Source organism: Pedobacter sp. N23S346, assembly GCF_048515415.1.
Lineage (GTDB): Bacteria > Bacteroidota > Bacteroidia > Sphingobacteriales > Sphingobacteriaceae > Pedobacter.
The window spans coordinates 188,845-205,725 of the sequence record NZ_JBLYEE010000006.1; the positions used below are offsets into that span (position 1 = coordinate 188,845).

At 37.4% G+C, this 16,881-nt stretch carries 12 protein-coding genes; 9 read left to right on the forward strand and 3 right to left on the reverse strand.

What is annotated here, in order from left to right; genetic code table 11:
* The first annotated feature begins 292 nt into the window (after nucleotides 1-292).
* From ACN1CD_RS12740 to ACN1CD_RS12755, 4 genes are all read left to right on the forward strand, one after another.
* On the forward strand, nucleotides 293-1,627 hold the full coding sequence (locus ACN1CD_RS12740; protein WP_419130772.1) for a dihydroorotase: 1,335 nt from the start codon (nucleotides 293-295) through the stop codon (nucleotides 1,625-1,627).
* Nucleotides 1,628-1,702: 75 nt separating this feature from the next.
* The gene (locus ACN1CD_RS12745) at nucleotides 1,703-1,885 is read left to right on the forward strand and encodes a hypothetical protein (RefSeq protein WP_419130773.1); all 183 of its coding nucleotides are present in this window, start codon (nucleotides 1,703-1,705) and stop codon (nucleotides 1,883-1,885) included.
* 231 nt (nucleotides 1,886-2,116) lie between these two features.
* A complete protein-coding gene (locus tag ACN1CD_RS12750) occupies nucleotides 2,117-2,314 on the forward strand; it encodes a DUF2683 family protein (RefSeq protein WP_419130774.1) in 198 nt (65 codons plus the stop codon).
* 31 nt (nucleotides 2,315-2,345) lie between these two features.
* Complete coding sequence (locus ACN1CD_RS12755; protein ID WP_419130775.1) at nucleotides 2,346-3,419, forward strand: DUF3810 domain-containing protein; 1,074 nt, start codon at nucleotides 2,346-2,348, stop codon at nucleotides 3,417-3,419.
* 55 nt (nucleotides 3,420-3,474) lie between these two features.
* Here ACN1CD_RS12755 and ACN1CD_RS12760 read toward each other — a convergent pair whose 3' ends face one another.
* The gene (locus ACN1CD_RS12760) at nucleotides 3,475-4,056 is read right to left on the reverse strand and encodes a tRNA-(ms[2]io[6]A)-hydroxylase (RefSeq protein ID WP_419130776.1); all 582 of its coding nucleotides are present in this window, start codon (nucleotides 4,054-4,056) and stop codon (nucleotides 3,475-3,477) included.
* Nucleotides 4,057-4,236: 180 nt separating this feature from the next.
* Here ACN1CD_RS12760 and ACN1CD_RS12765 point away from each other — a divergent pair, with 180 nt between their 5' ends.
* From ACN1CD_RS12765 to ACN1CD_RS12775, 3 genes are all read left to right on the forward strand, one after another.
* On the forward strand, nucleotides 4,237-5,466 hold the full coding sequence (locus ACN1CD_RS12765) for a glycosyltransferase (RefSeq protein ID WP_419130777.1): 1,230 nt from the start codon (nucleotides 4,237-4,239) through the stop codon (nucleotides 5,464-5,466).
* A gap of 151 nt (nucleotides 5,467-5,617) precedes the next feature.
* On the forward strand, nucleotides 5,618-8,098 hold the full coding sequence (locus ACN1CD_RS12770; protein WP_419130778.1) for a TonB-dependent siderophore receptor: 2,481 nt from the start codon (nucleotides 5,618-5,620) through the stop codon (nucleotides 8,096-8,098).
* A 5-nt stretch (nucleotides 8,099-8,103) separates the two neighbouring features.
* Entirely contained in the window at nucleotides 8,104-9,249 is a 1,146-nt protein-coding gene (locus tag ACN1CD_RS12775) for a PepSY-associated TM helix domain-containing protein (protein ID WP_419130779.1), read from the forward strand.
* Between the two features lie 72 nt (nucleotides 9,250-9,321).
* On the opposite strand, the gene ACN1CD_RS12780 is transcribed toward ACN1CD_RS12775, so the two are convergent.
* Nucleotides 9,322-12,057, reverse strand: a complete 2,736-nt coding sequence (locus tag ACN1CD_RS12780; protein WP_419130780.1) for a TonB-dependent receptor — start codon at nucleotides 12,055-12,057, stop codon at nucleotides 9,322-9,324.
* Between the two features lie 269 nt (nucleotides 12,058-12,326).
* Here ACN1CD_RS12780 and dnaK point away from each other — a divergent pair, with 269 nt between their 5' ends.
* Together dnaK and ACN1CD_RS12790 are read left to right on the forward strand one after the other, a co-directional pair.
* Nucleotides 12,327-14,183 (forward strand): molecular chaperone DnaK, encoded by a 1,857-nt coding sequence (dnaK, locus tag ACN1CD_RS12785; protein WP_419130781.1) that lies wholly within the window; start codon nucleotides 12,327-12,329, stop codon nucleotides 14,181-14,183.
* A 1,159-nt stretch (nucleotides 14,184-15,342) separates the two neighbouring features.
* Entirely contained in the window at nucleotides 15,343-16,374 is a 1,032-nt protein-coding gene (locus ACN1CD_RS12790; protein ID WP_419130782.1) for an Atu2307/SP_0267 family LLM class monooxygenase, read from the forward strand.
* 2 nt (nucleotides 16,375-16,376) lie between these two features.
* Here ACN1CD_RS12790 and ACN1CD_RS12795 read toward each other — a convergent pair whose 3' ends face one another.
* Entirely contained in the window at nucleotides 16,377-16,817 is a 441-nt protein-coding gene (locus ACN1CD_RS12795; RefSeq protein WP_419130783.1) for a DUF4395 domain-containing protein, read from the reverse strand.
* Nucleotides 16,818-16,881: the final 64 nt, after the last annotated feature.

Below are 16,881 nucleotides of genomic sequence, written 5' to 3' on the forward strand. Positions count from 1 at the left end.
GCTTAAAGCTTAAAGACCAAAGCACAAAACGCTTAAATGCTCTTACATTTTTATATGTTCAAATGTTCAAAAAAGCAATTTCAGTAATCCTTCGGTTACGACAGCCCTACCATTCGCTTTACTTCCTTACACTCCGTGCCCGCTGCTGTCAGGTTTATTTAACTCAAGACAGCAACATCCAACTCCATTCCTACCTTTCATCCGCCCAATCTTGCTACTCGATACTTCCTACTTAATACTTGCTACTTAATACTTGATACTGACTTGCTACTAATTTACTACCTTTGAAACCATGAATTCTTACCTGATAAAAGCCGCCACAATTGTAAACGAAGGACAAAAAATTGTTGCTGATGTATTAATTAAAGATGGATTAATTGCCAAAATTGGTCAAAATCTTTCCGCACCTGAAGCGCAGGAAATTAACGCCGAAGGACAATACCTTTTACCAGGAATGATTGATGATCAGGTTCATTTTCGGGAACCCGGTTTAACCCATAAGGCTGATATTTTTACAGAGAGTATGGCTGCTGTAGCTGGCGGAATTACCTCATTCATGGAAATGCCAAACACTGTTCCAAATACTTTAACACAAGAGTTATTAGCTGATAAATATAAAATAGCTGCAGAAACATCTCTAGCCAATTACTCATTTTATATGGGAGCAAGCAACGACAATATCGAAGAAGTGCTTAAAACCGATTCCAAAAACGTTTGTGGAATTAAGGTCTTCATGGGTTCTTCTACCGGAAATATGCTGGTTGACAATGAAAAGACCTTAGAAAACATTTTCAGCAAAGCACCAATTTTGGTGGCCACACATTGCGAAGATGAGGCGACCATCCGAAATAATCTGGCAGAATATAAAGCCAAATATGGTGATGATTTAACCATCGATATGCACCCACTTATTCGCAGTGCTGAGGCTTGTTATAAATCCTCATCTTTAGCGGTAGAATTGGCCAAACGTTACCAAACCCGTTTGCACATCCTCCATATCTCAACAGCAAAAGAAATTGCATTATTTGATAATACCATTCCATTAAAAGATAAAAAAATTACTGCCGAGGCCTGTATTCATCACCTGTGGTTCAATGATCAAGATTATGCAGCAAAGGGAAATTTCATTAAATGGAACCCGGCAGTAAAAACTGAAGCTGATCAAAATGGCGTTTTACAAGGGGTATTAAATGACAATATCGATGTAATTGCTACCGACCATGCACCTCATACTTTAGAGGAAAAGCAGCAACCTTATGCTTCGGCACCCTCCGGCGGACCATTGGTGCAACATGCATTGCCTGCGCTATTGGAAATGCATCTGCAGGGTAAAATTTCTTTAGAAAAAATTGCAGAGAAAACAGCGCACAATCTGGCCATTTGCTTTGATATTGAAAAGCGAGGTTTTATTCGCGAAGGTTACTGGGCTGATTTAGTTTTGGTAGATTTAAAGGACTCCTGGAAGGTAACCACCTTAAACAATTTCTATAAATGTGGTTGGAGTCCTTTTGATGGTGATACCTTCCAGGCTAGCGTAACGCATACTTTTGTATCTGGAAATCTGGCTTATCAAAAAGGCAGATTCATGACAGACCAGATTGGCAAGCGACTAACTTTTGAGAGATAGTTTTTTAAGAAAAATCATTTATTTTTTAGAGATTTTGAGAATATTTTCATAAATTAGTTTATCAATTAAACCATAATGAGTAATTTACAACTATTTGCCGAAATATCCTCGCTGCCTTCTAACTTTAAGGAACAGGTATCTGTTTTTGTAAAATCATTAAAAAACAGTTCTCCAAAAATCTTTGAAGAACCTCAGGCAACCTATAAGTCAAATTTAACAACTTTCTTACTTCAGGGGCCCGTGTTTTCAGAAGATTAAATCAACAAAATAAAAGAAACCAGCAATTCAATAAATGAATGGCGAACCAAATAATGGTTGATACGTCTATACTAATAGATTACTTTAGGAAAACAGACAAATCAAAAAGCAGGCTTTTTCAATTGGTTCAAGAAAAAGCACTTATAGGTATTGAAGATTTGAAACTTTTAATCTGACCTGTCATTTCAAATTTTAGTTTTGCTATATTTGTTGTAATAGAGTTTAAATGATATGGAAACGTTGACAATTCATCCTAAAAATCAAGAAGAGTCTGAAGCTTTAAAAGCTGTTATGAAAGTTTTGAAAATTGATTTTGAAACGAAAGAAGACCCATACAATACAGAGTTTGTAAAGGATATCTTGCAAGCAAGGGAAGACATTAAAAGCGGTAAGGGTGTAAAAATCACGGTTGAAGATTTATTGAAATAATGTTTGTTTCAGTAGGCCACCACCTTCTATAATGATTCCAAAGAAATTAACAATAAAGACTTCAGTAATAATCAGTCTAACCATCCTGATTTACATATTTGGCCTGTTTCCTTCATTAGTCCAAAAACATTATTCAACAGGCATTTATCCTTATATTTCCTCTTCGCTTAGATTTATTTCTTCAGTTTTTCCTTTTGCGATTGGCGATATCATTTATGTTTTTTTAATCGGATTCGTTCTTTACAGAATCATCAGATTTTTCATAAAACGAAAAGCTTTAAAACGAGAAGACAGACTAATCATTCCACTACAGGTTTTGAACTTCTTATTGATTCTTTTTATCATTTTTAAAATCTTTTGGGGCTTAAACTATAGCAGGCCAGGTGTGAGTGAAGAATTGGGAATTGGAAATGCAAAATATTCAGTAAAAGAGCTGATTTCTCTTGGTGAATATTTTGTTAAAAAAACGAATGATTTAAAAGTAAAGCAAATTAAAATCACTACTTATTCCATCACTGATTTAGAAACACACTCTGCAAAAGCATATGATTTAATGGAAAATAAAAACCCATTGTTCAGCTATCCAAATCCATGTTTAAAATCAGTTTTAAATTCCTGGATCATCAGTAAAGTAGGAATTGAAGGATATTATGCGCCATTATCTGGCGAAGCCAATATGAACATGAATTTGCCAGATTTTGTGAAACCTTATGTTTCCTGCCACGAAATTGCCCATCAGCTGGGTATCGCTTATGAAGATGAGGCTAATCTTTTAGGTTATTTAACGGCTAGTAATAGTCCGGATGTAAATTATCGATATTCCGCGAACTATGAAATGCTCAGGTATATCCTATTTGAAATCAGAATGAAATCACCTGAAGATTATAAATTACTTCATGATAAATTATCGCCTGCGGTTTTAGCTGATTTTAAAACTGAAAAAGAATTCTGGCGCAAATACAACGGTGAAATGTTCGCCTATATGGATGCTACTTTCGATCGTTTCTTAAAACTGAATAACCAAAAAAAAGGAATAGATAGTTATCAGGATATTGTGATTTGGTTGTGGAATATACATAAAAATGAGTTGAAAGTTAAAGGTTGAAAGTTCAAAGGCTAGGCGCCCAAACCTAAAACCTATAACTTATAACTTATAACTCTTAACCATGTATCGCCTCCCTTGTTCCAAAACTTTGAATCAATTCGCCTTCAAAATCCAACCATTCTTTCCAGCGTTTATCTACGTCAACATCAATAGTGTATTTACGGGCAAAGTTCAAAAAAGTGGTGTAGTGACCTGCTTCAGATACCATTAATTCATGGTAAAATTTAGCCAGTTCTTCATCTTTAATATTTTGAGAAAGCACACGAAAACGCTCACAGCTTCGGGCTTCGATCATTGCTGCAAATAAAAGCCGATCAATAAAAGCCTGATTTCGACTGCCATCTTTCTTGCTGAATTTCACCAAGCGGCCAACGTAATCATCTTTTCGCTCGCGACTCAGGATATAGCCACGTTGCTTAATAATATCGATCACCATTTGAAAATGTTGCATCTCTTCAATCGCAATTGCAGTTAATTCTTCAACCAGATCCTGGTGTTCAGAGTTTTGCGTAATTAAAGTAATGGCATTTGTTGCCGCTTTTTGTTCGCACCAGGCGTGGTCAGATAAAATTTCTTCTAAATTAGATTCAGCAATATTCGCCCAGCGTGGGTCTGTCAACAATTTTAATCCTAACATGTAGTGCTTTATAATTGAGCTGCAAATTTAAGAATTTCCAATAGATAGCTACAGATTTAAAACCACAGATTTAAATGGATTTAGCGTTTATCTATAAATCTGCGAACCTGATCATTTTAAATCTACGGGAAATTAATTCAACCCAAACAAAAAACCTCTATTTTGCAGAAATTTTTAATAATGAGCGAAAAGAAACTATTGATCATTGGATTAGTCTGGCCTGAACCTACTTCATCGGCAGCCGGAACAAGAATGATTCAATTGGTTGATGCATTTTTAAGCGATAATTATCAAATCACCTTCGCTTGTGCCGCATCAAAAAGCGATTTTAGCTTCGACTTCACAGGAAAAAATGTGCTTGAACATGAAATTAAACTAAACGATAGCAGCTTCAACTTATTTGTAAAACATTTAAATCCAACCCTCGTATTGTTCGATAGATTCATGATTGAAGAACAATATGGTTGGCGAGTTGAGCAGGAATGCCCTGATGCATTGAGAATTTTAGACACAGAAGACTTACATTTTCTAAGAAATTCTCGGGAGCAAAGCACAAAAAAAAATGTGCAAATCGATTTGTTTTCAGATCTGGCAAAGCGTGAAATCGCTTCCATTTTACGTTGCGATTTATCTTTAATCATTTCTGAGGCAGAGATGAAAATTTTAACCCAACAGTTTAAAATTGATGGCTCGCTTTTATATTATCTACCATTTCTGGAAAATGAAATTACTCCAGAAATAGCAGCAGACTGGATTCCATTTGAACAACGGGCAGATTTTGCTTTCATTGGCAACTTTCTTCATGAACCCAACTGGAATACAGTACAAATGCTAAAAACCAGAATCTGGCCATCTTTGAGAAAGAAACTTCCTGATGTTAGTTTACATATTTATGGCTCCTATGCTTCGCAAAAAGTACTGCAATTGGAGAATAAAAATGAAAAATTCTTTATCAAAGGTAGAGCCGACGATGCTCGTGAAACCTTAGCAAAACATAAAATTCTACTTGCCCCTATCCAGTTTGGCGCTGGTGTTAAAGGAAAATTTATTGATGCCATGCAAGTTGGAACACCGTCTATCACTACTCAAATTGGTGCGGAAGCAATGAAAGGTGAACTAGAATGGAATGGTTTTGTCGAGGATGATTTAGATATTTTTACAGATAAAGCAATCGGGTTATACCGCGATAAAGCTTTATGGATTTCTGCGCAACACAATGGTATCCAAATCATTAACAAACGTTACAATTCACTTTATTTTATAGAAGATTTTAAAATTAAAATTGCAGAATTGCTGTTGCAATTAATGGCACATCGGCGTAACAATTTCTTCGGACAAATACTAAATCACCAGGCTGTACAGCATACCAAATACATGTCACTCTGGATTGAAGAGAAAAATAAGCGTTAATAATTCACGCTGGCTAACTTCTGCACTAAAGCATTCGCAGAACTATTCAAGATCTCCAATATAATTTTCAATTTCGTTTGTAACATTTCCGAAATATATTTTAGATTTGCGCATTATTTAAATTTAGTCTAAATAAAACCAAACAAATTCGATGTATCATATCTACAAAAAATTATCATTACTGATCATTTTTATGGGCGCTTATGCCCTTGTCTCCGCTCAGGAGTTAGTAACTATTAGTGGTAAAGTAACCGACGAAACAGGAGATGTTATCCCTGGGGTGAATGTGTATGCTGATAATGGCACTGAAAAAACCACAACAGATAATAAAGGAAATTTCATGTTATCGGTTAGTAAAACCACACAAACAATTAAATTTAGTTATGTTGGCTACATCACAACCAGCAGAAATATCAATTCAAATCGCGATAAAATAACCCTGAATGTTAGTCTTTCGCCAACCAAATCAGATTTACAGCAAGTTGAAATCACCGGACGTAAGGAGAAAACCTATAAAAATACGGCAACTTTTATTGGAAGTAAATCTGAAATTCTCTTGAAAGACTTACCACAGTCGGTTTCTTATGCAAGTAAGGAGCTTATTGCAGATCAGGGGGCTGTACGAGTAGGTGAAGTGGTAAAAAACTTTAGTGGCGTAAATCAGTTTACTTTTTATGATGACATCACGATTCGTGGATTCCGAATTAATGGCGGCAGTAATACGCAGTTAATCAACGGCATGCGCACCAGTACCGGGTTCTGGAAACAACCACTGGCAAACTATCTGGAACGTGTTGAAGTTTTAAAAGGACCATCATCAGCACTTTATGGTAATGCAAGTCCGGGTGGCGTAATTAACCGGGTAACTAAAAAACCTTTGGCTGAAACCCGTAAATCGCTTAGTCTTTCTTTGGGTAGCTACAATACTTTCCGTGCCCTGGCAGATGTAACCGGACCAGCAAATAAAGACAGTACTTTGCTTTATCGCTTAAACTTTGGTTATGAAGATGCCAATTCCTTCCGCGATTTACAATTCGACAAGAATGTGGTCATTGCACCTTCCCTTACTTTTCTGCCCTCAAAAAACACCAGTTTAAATTTTGATTTGGTTTATAATGATTCAAAAAGTCGTTTAGATCGTGGTCAATCCGTTTTCGGGAACGGGAATCTGTACTCCACACCCCAGTCTACTTCATTAAATACGGGAAACGATCGCCTGAATGAAAAAACTTACAATGTTTCCCTTTCATTGAATCACCGTTTTAGCGATAACCTGAATTTCACGGCTTCTTACATGAAAACTGGTTATAGCGAAGATTTGTATGAGCATAGAAGTGCAAACGCATATGCATTGGATGCAACCGGAAAAGCAGTAGATAATTTAGTTGCCATGCAGATTTTTAACCGGATCCGTAAAAGATATATTGATAACTTCTCTGGATTTATTAACTACAAGATTAAAACTGGTAAAATAGAACAAACCATTGTTGCTGGATATGACTTTGCCAGCGAAAAACTTCCTGTTGGTGCCTCTCAACTTACGGCTTCAAATTATCGTAATGCTGCTAACACGGGTTCAATCAGTTTTGTGAAATCTGAATACGATAAAGACCCGACTAATTACATCAGACGCTTTCTTGTGGTAAACAACTTACTTGTTCCAAACGTGCCATCCTTTAACCTGAACGATGTAATGGGTTCACAAAGGATGCAGGATGATAGTAAAAACTTTTTTGTTCAGGCAGCATACGATCCTACTTATTACTTCTTACATGCTGGTTATGCACAAGATAATATCAAATTCGGAAAATTGCAGGCTTTGCTCGGTTTACGATATGAATATTATACTGATTTCGCTAATTATCTAAAACCAACGGAAGCTAAGGCGCACTCTAAAGCATTATTGCCGAGGTTTGGCTTGGTTTATTCTGCCACACAAAACATTAACCTTTACGGAACTTACGTAATGGGCTACACCCCACAAACAGCCTCTGCCATTTCTAACCCAAATGCAGGCGGACCATTTGATCCTTTGGAAAGCAATATGATCGAATTTGGCGCAAAAACAAGCTGGCTGGATGATCGCTTAACCGCCTCAGCTGCCATTTATCAGATCAAACAAACAAATGTGCTTTATCCTGCTAATGCTGTAGGTCAGCCAGATCTTTTGCGTGCCGTAGGCGAAGAACGCTCCAGGGGGATTGAATTTGATATTATTGGCCGAATTATCCCACAATTAAGCATATTAGCTTCTTATTCATACAATAAAGCATCAATTACTGATAGCCCAATTGCATCTGAAATCGGAAGGCAAAAACCCAATGCACCACACAATACAGCTAATATCTGGGCAAAATATAACTTCACTGATGGTTTGTTAAAAGGATTGGGAATTGGCGGTGGTTCAAATTATGTAGATTCCAGGATTTTATCTATAAATGCCAACCAGACAATCCCAAGCTATACCTTATTTAACGCCGCACTATATTACAATATTGGTAAAGTGCAGGTGCAATTTAATATGAATAACATTACAAACAAGGTACATTGGGTTGGTGGATATGATTACATAAGATTGTTCCCAGGTACACCATCAAATTATTTATTTACTTTGGGTTATACTTTCAATTAATAATTTTGAATACTTTAAAGAAAGCAGCAGCATTTCTGCATTTATGGCTAGGGCTGATCAGTGGAATTATCATCACGATAGTTTCTATTACCGGCTGTATTTTCGTTTTCGAAGAAGAGTTATTCAATTTTTTTCATCAGGATATTGTTTACGTAAAGGCAGCGGGCAAACCGTTGCCGCTTTACGTTTTGGAAGAAAATGCACAAAAGGCACTTCCAAAAGGCGAAGAAATTAATCTACTCCAGGTAAAGTCTGATGCATATGCATATATGTTTTCAGCGAATAGAGCTAACAAAAAATCTAAATCCATTTTTTTTCTTGATCAGGTTGCTTACAATAAAGATGTTTATATTGACCAGTTTACAGGGAAGGTAAAAAGCGTGATTAACCGCAAGTATGAATTTTTCAGGCTTGTCAGGATGACCCACCAATTTTTATTGTTAAAAAAGCAAGTAGGAAGTTTAATTGTAGGCTCTTCTGTGCTGATGTTTTTAATCATCATTATTACCGGATTTGTGATCTGGCTTCCTAAGAAATTAAAAAATCTAAAGCAACGTTTGACTGTTAAATGGAATGCGAAGTTTAAGCGCCTCAACTGGGATTTGCACAGTACCTTTGGCTTTTATGTAATCCCCTTTGCCCTCATCCTTGTGGTTACAGGTTTAGTATGGTCATTTAAATGGTGGGAACTTGGTGTTTATAAATCGCTGGGAACGGCTAAAAAACCAAATCTGACAAGGGAATACATACAGCTCCCTGGCGAGATAAAAACAAAAGAAGCGAGTAACATTGCCTTAAACACCATCAAGAAACTGAATCAGGGTAACTTCGAAATAATCCTGCTTAATTATCCGGAGGAAGAAAAGGCAAGCATGATGGCTACTGTTCAAATCATTAAAAGCGGAGATGCCTGGCGGGGACTGAGCTATTTATATTTCAATCCGAACACAGGTATGCTATTTGACAAAATGTTACATGAAGACAAGTCGCTTGGCATGAAGTGGCGAAATTCGAATCTCGATATTCATGATGGAGGAATATACGGATGGCCAACTAAAATCCTGGCATTTCTGGCAGCGCTGATCATTGCTACTTTACCCACAACAGGCTTTTTAATCTGGTTGGGAAAGAAGAAGAAAAAGAAAAGATAGTTAGTTATGCTAAAAAACAAAAGAGGCTTTTGATTAAATCAGAAGCCTCTTTTATAATTAGATTAACCTGTTTTAAAAGTTAAAGGCCAGTTTAGTAAATAGCCTGCGCCCGTTAAAACCCATTTGAACGGCATCCCATGCACCGCCTGTTTCACCATCGTAAGCAGAAAGTTTAGCCCCTGGAACATAACCATAATCTGGGTGAGCATTAAATACATTATCTGCACCAAAAAACACCGTAACCCTTTTTGAGATTTTATAAGAAGCAAAAAGATCGGTTACCATTTTTCCTGAATAATTAAATTGTTCTAAAACAGTTGTACCAGGGTCGTTATCTAATGCAACCAAAGGAGGATAAGTATTTTCGTAGCCATACCCTAAAATCGAAATCTTGCCATAGTATAAGAAATGCGTTCCAACCATCCAGTTCCCAAAGCCATAATCTAAGTTTAAACCCAGTTTTACCGGAGGAGCCGATGCTTTAATATACGCTTGCTCGCGATCACTAAAAAATGCCTGTTGGTTTTCATAAGAACCACTCAATGCATTTGGGATATTAATTTTATCAATATTTAATTGGTTTAAGTTTCCTGTAAACAATACCCTAATACTTTTATTATCAAAGCGTTTGGTATAATCTACTACTAAATCCAAACCATAATTGGTGGTGTTCACTGCATTTGCAAAAAACTGTGCCTGCGCAACATTCAGTTGGTTTAAGATGGGCTTTAATGCCGGGATACTCTCATCAAACTGACCGGATAATACTACCCTATCTTTAATGTTGATACGATAACCATCTAAGGTTACCGTAATTTCTGAGGTTGGCTTCCACGAAAAACCTAAACTGGCATTAACAGATTTCTCCTGTTTTAAATCAGGAATTCCAGCTGCTTTGGTAATAGGACTATAATTAGGAGCAATTTTAACTTCGAAAACATTACCACCCTGAACATTTGTAAATGTATTACTGAAGTTAATTTGCTGCAATGACGGAGCGCGGAAACCAGTACTTATCGATCCACGAACATTAAAATTGTTGGTTAATTTATAACGGGTAGCAAATTTATAATTACTTGTAAAACCGAAATCGTTATAGTTTTCTGCCCTAACGGCCACACCAAGCAACCATTTATCAGTAGCATCTAATTCTGCATCTACATAAGCTGCCACATTAGATCGGCTGGCGTCCACTTCATCAGCTGGCTGGTAACCTGGAAAACCTTGGGCACCCGTCGCTTTATTGGGATTATAGTTAGCATAAGAAGCTTCTTCTCCTGCATAAATCTTATAATTTTCATATCGTTGCTCCAGGCCAAAAGCTAAATTTAATCCCGATGCTACATCCGGTATCGCTTTGCTTAAGTTAAAATTAACTGTGTTCTGCAAAAATGAAAAACCACCATCATCGAAATGAGTTTGATTTGGGCCCAGAGAAGCATTAAAAGTCTGATCGCCATAAAAATGAAAATTATTGCGCCCCAGAGTATTGCTTAAATCCCAGTTCCAGTCATTTCCCCAAATTCCTTTCACACCTGCTGCAAAAGATAAATCCTGAATTTTAGTCTGAATCATCGGATCAAAATAAGTTTCACCATCAATTGTAGTTTGTAAAATAGGATTTCCGGTAACTCCGTCAGGAAAACGCTCTGGCCTTTCTGATAAATTTCTGGTGTACGCAAATGATTCTGATGCTTTAAAATTTCCACCACCAAATGAATAGATCACTGTTTTTGTATTGGCTACAGGCAATTCCATGTTGTACATCAACCCTCCGGATGTAACCGACCCATCTCCGGTAGCTCTTCTAACTGTATTTATGGGAAGACCATCTTCTGTGCTTAAATCGGTATTTAAGTTTTGCCTAAAAGTTTTACCATTGGCAAAAAAGTTTCCCGAGAAATTAATGTAACCATTATTTTTGCCAAGCGCCACACCATAATTAGTGCCTAAAGAAAAAGCATTCCCATCAATTGCGCTACCATGACGGTATTGACCAAGTTCTTTAGCGTAGTGGGTATTATTTCTTGGATCATAATAACCCGAATAACCTGTATTCACACTTAATACACCAACATCTTTTTTCAATATCAGGTTGATTACGCCTGCAATGGCATCCGATCCATATTGTGCAGAAGCACCATCTCTTAAAATCTCTACCCGGTCTATTGATGATTCTGGAATTGCGTTTAAATCTGTTCCGGAATTCCCTCTCCCTCTGGTTCCAAAAACCGCAACAAAAGCAGTCTGGTGGCGGCGTTTGCCATTTACCAAAACCAAAGTCTGATCTGGCCCTAAACCTCTTAGCGTAGCCAAATCTATTTGATCTGCACCGTCAGACCCGCTTTGTTTATTAAAATTAAATGATGGAGAAGCAGAATTTAGAATGGAAGTTAAATCCATTTTCGCCGTAGGCATGTTAACCTGGTTAATTTTAATCACATCAACAGGAACAGGAGTTAAAATAGAAGAACGACCTTTACCACGCGTTCCCACCACCACAAAATCCCCCAGATTTTGTGAACTTTCTACCAGCGTAATAGAAAGTGAAGCTGATGTTGCCGCTACTTCCTTTGTTTCATAACCAATTGCACTGATTACTAAAGTTGCCTGATCAGATACTGAAATCTGAAAGTCGCCATTTTGATCGGTAACTGCACCCTTACCTGTTCCTTTTTCTTTAACAGATGCAGCAATAATACCTTCATCTTTTGACGTTTTGACCTTCCCTTTAATAACATTTTGCGCAAAAGATGTGATCGGGAGCACAAGAACCCAAAATAAAATGTGTAGTAATCGTTTTTTCATATTTATGTTGCTAGATATACAGCCAATATAGAATAAAAATACATAAATATGGAAACAGAAATAAAATACCAATCAAAAAATAGCTATTTATCAATAATAAAGCACCATAATACCAAAAAAAGCAGCTCCGAATCACAAATAAGTTTACTAATTTTTAAAAAATATATAAAATCAGACGTCTTTAACTTTAGATAAAACCACTATAGAGACATTTCCTTGCTAACAAATGAATGACATAACCTTTACTTAAAAATCATATTTTTGTTCCCATGGCAAAAATATCAATTAACCTTGCTACAGGTTCGTTTCAAAAGGAAGAAATCATAGTCGGAATCGATTTGGGTACCACTAATAGCTTGGTGGCATTTATCAATCCAGATAAAAATCCACAAGTAATAAACGATTCCGGAAAGGGCTTATTGGTGCCATCTGTGGTTTACTTCAATAACCAAAACGAAGCTATTGTAGGTAACGAGGCAAAAGCATTTTTAACCACTGACCCTGCCAATACCATTTTCTCTGTTAAAAGATTATTGGGCCGTTCTTATAAAGATGTTGCCGATCATGCGGCTACTTTTTCCTATAAAATTATTGATGATGACAGTGATGCCCTGGTAAAAATCCAGGCTGGAAATCGTTTTTACACCCCTATTGAACTTTCAGCAGAAATTTTAAAGGAACTGAAAGCAAGAGCTGAGCATGCATTAAAAACGCCTGTAAACAGAGCTGTTATTACTGTTCCTGCTTATTTTAATGATAGCCAGCGCCAGGCCACCCGTGATGCAGGCAAACTTGCCGGTTTAGACGTAATGCGAATTGTGAACGAACCCACTGCAGCCAGTTTAGCTTATGGTATTGGTTTAGATCCATCTCAACAAAAAACCATTGCCGTTTATGATTTAGGCGGTGGAACTTTTGATGTTTCCATCCTTCAAATTCAAAACGGAATTTTCGAAGTATTATCAACCAATGGAAATACCTATTTAGGTGGCGATGATTTTGATAACGCTATTTTAAACCACTGGATTGAGAAAAATAATTTAGATATTAACGTATTAGCTGAGGATAATATTTTAATGCAAACCCTGCGTTTACAGGCCGAGGCAGCAAAGAAAGCATTATCTTCTCAAAATTTATACAATGAAAAAGTTGGTGAAATCTGGTGTACATTAGATAAGCAAACTTTCGAACAACTAATCTCTTCAAAGGTTGAAGAAACCATCACTGCCTGCAAAAATGCATTGAAAGATGCAGATTTAACAGCCGCAGATATTGATGAAGTGATTTTAGTTGGTGGCTCCACCCGTACACCTTTTGTAAAACAGCAGGTAGAAAATTTCTTCGGTAAAAGTCCACAAGACAATATTAACCCGGATGAAGTTGTGGCGCTTGGTGCCGCTATTCAGGCTGATGTTCTCGCCGGAAACCGTTCTGATATTCTTTTGCTTGATGTAACCCCCCTTTCCTTAGGAATCGAAACAATGGGTGGTTTAATGGATGTGATTATTGCCCGCAACAGTAAAGTACCAACGAAAGCTGGCCGCCAATACACCACCTCCATCGATGGACAGGTGAACATGAAAATTTCAGTTTACCAAGGCGAACGTGATTTAGTTCAGGAAAATCGTAAACTCGCTGAATTTGACTTAAAAGGCATTCCGGCTATGCCTGCAGGATTACCTAAAGTTGATATTAACTTTCTATTGAACGCAGATGGGATATTAACCGTTCAGGCGATCGAGTTACGTTCTGGCGTGAAACAGGAAATCGAAATTACGCCGAGCTACGGTTTAAGTGATGATACGGTAGAGAAAATGCTGATCGACAGTATTACACATGCCAAAAGCGACGTTGCACAACGGATGTTAATCGAAGCCAGAAGTGAAGGTGAACAGTTGCTTTACACCGCAGAACGTTTTATTGAAAAACATGCTGAACATTTAACTGAAGAAGAAATTTCGGAAACTAAAACTCATATTGAAGCCTTAAAAACTGCTTTAGCGAGTGCAGATAAAGATACGATTCTCAAAAAAGCGGATGAACTGAACGAATTTACCCGTCCATTTGCAGAACGCGTGATGGATGCCGCGATTTCGACAGCGATGAAAGGAAAGAAGATTGAGTAATTTAGTTTGAGTCGGAAGTCTTTAGTCCGGAGTCCGGAGATATGGTGCCTTAAAACCTCTGTGTTCCTCTGTAAAAATCTCTTTGCCCTCGGTGGTTAAACCTTTATTTTACTTTGCGGAAACTTAGCGACCTTTGCGGTTAATTATAGTCAAAACTCTTTAGTCAGAAGTCTGAGGTCCGAAGATATAGCGACTAAAAACCTCTGTGTCTGTGAAAATCTCTTTGCCCTAGGTAGTTAAAAGCCTCTTGGAGTGGTTATTGAGACATCAACCACTAGATTAGGATACCTTTTTCTATTTCTCAACTTATTTTTTCTAGTTCAGGACGAACTCTTTCTATCTATAAACATATTATTTCTACCTCGAAGCAACCTTTTTCTACCTTTGAGAGTAATCTTTCTACCTATAAGCAACCTCTTTCTACTTCTGGGGTTATTCTTTCTAGTTTAGTAGAACCTTTTTGTACCTCCGAACACCAAATTGGTCTTCGGAGGTACTTTTAAATAACAAAAAATGAGCTTTTTTAAAAAAATAAATTATTGTTCTGACGCTATAATACTTTTACTGCGCCCCGAGAAACATTGGTTTCAAATCATCATACATCAACTGTGCACCAGGAATGCCAGAACGGCTTGCGCCCTTTACGGTTAATTATAAGTCCATAAAACCTCTGTGCTATTCTGTGAAAATTCTCTTTGCCCTCTGTGGTTAAAGCCTTTGCGGCACTTAGCGAAAAACTTAGCGCCCTTTGCGGTTAATTATAGTCAAAAGTCTTTAGTCAGAAGTCCAAGGTCCGAAGATATAGCGCCTAAAAACTTCCGTGTTCCTCGGTGAGAACCTCTTTGCCCTCCGTGGTTAAAGCCTTTGCGGCACTTTGCGAAAAACTTAGCGACCTTTGCGGTTAATTATAGTCAAAAGTCTTTAGTCAGAAGTCCAAGGTCCGAAGATATAGCGCCTAAAAACTTCCGTGTTCCTCGGTGAGAATCTCTTTGCCCTATGTGGTTAAAACCTTTGCGGCACTTAGCGAAAAACTTAGCGCCCTTTGCGGTTAAATTTGTTGAGTCATTTTGCAGTTAATGATCTTAATATCTTTTCTTACCATACATCAAAAATCGCTACCACCTAACCCATTAACTTTGCTTAACAAATTTTAGCAATTATGGAATTAGGTATTGGCATGTTTGGCGATTTGCAAATCAACGCAAAAGGAGAAATTCAACCCGCACAACAAAGACTTCAGGAAATTATAGAAGAAATTAAATTGATGGACCAGGTTGGTCTTGATTTTTATGGTATTGGTGAGCACCACCGTCCTGACTATGCCGTTTCAAGCCCAGAAATAATTTTAGCCGCAGCAGCAACTGTAACAAAAAATATTAAATTAAGTAGTGCCGTTTCGGTGTTGAGTTCATCAGATCCGGTAAAGTTGTATCAGAACTTCGCTACAATAGATTTAATTTCAAATGGCCGAGCCGAGTTAATGGCTGGTCGTGGAAGTTTCATAGAGTCATTCCCTTTATTTGGTTACGATCTTCAGGATTATGATGAACTTTACGAAGAAAAACTCGAGTTACTGTTAAAGATTAACAGCACTCCAAAAATTAATTGGAATGGAAAATTCAGAGCAGGATTGGTTAATCAGGAGGTACTTCCCAGAGCAGTAAATGATCATTTGAAAATCTGGGTGGCAGTTGGCGGAACGCCAGAATCAGTTGAACGGGCAGGAAGATTGGGCCTACCTGTAATGTTTGCCATTATTGGTGGTGCACCAGCGCAGTTTAAACCACTTTTCGATTATTACAAAAAAGTATACCAAGCTTACGGTCATGATATGGCTAAATTTGAAGTTGGTGTTCACATCCATTCCTTGTATGGAGAAAATAGTCAGGAAATTTCAGATTATTATTTCCCTTTATATGCCGGACAAATGAATAGAATTGGCAAAACACGTGGATGGGCACCATTCCAAAGAAACCAATTTGAGGCGGGCAGAAGTGCTGACGGTGCTTTAATTATTGGTGATGCAAATGAATCAATTGATAAAATATTAGCCTTAGAAGAAACATTTGGCCTAACCCGTTTCTCTGCACACATGGATGTTGGTGGTCCGTCTCACGCAGCGATGATGAAATCTATTGAGATTTTCGGAAATGAAATTGCACCCGCAGTTAGAAAAGCGTTACAGAAATAGATTTAAACTTTCTTTCTCTTTAACATTTGAATAAAACTGTAAACATAACAGCCAACACAAACTGCAAAAAGGCTTTCGAGCAATGCAAATACAACCATCAATGCGGTTAGCATCATAGCCAGCAGCGGTAATTTTAATAAGAACATCGCCGTAATGAGTAAGCAAAATCCAAAGCCCAAAGTTGCGGCGAACTTCTTTGGCACCAGATCTTTCATCTGTGGTTTTAATGCCAAAGCTTTTACAATTTGCATGGCAATCAGCTTCAGCATACTTAGATTACCAGAACCGAACGCCCTTGCTGCAAAATCGACCAATAAGAATACCATAGCCCAATAGTTTGAAAAAATCAAACAGAAAGTTGCAATTGCAGCAACCATAAAAGCAATAATTCTGACTACGTTTTCATTTACTCGCTCAGCCGATATTGGGCAGGAAACTTCCATTTTAAAAATTTTAGACTAAGATATTATTTTTCTCAAAAGCCTTTATCCGGCGATCTAATTTTTT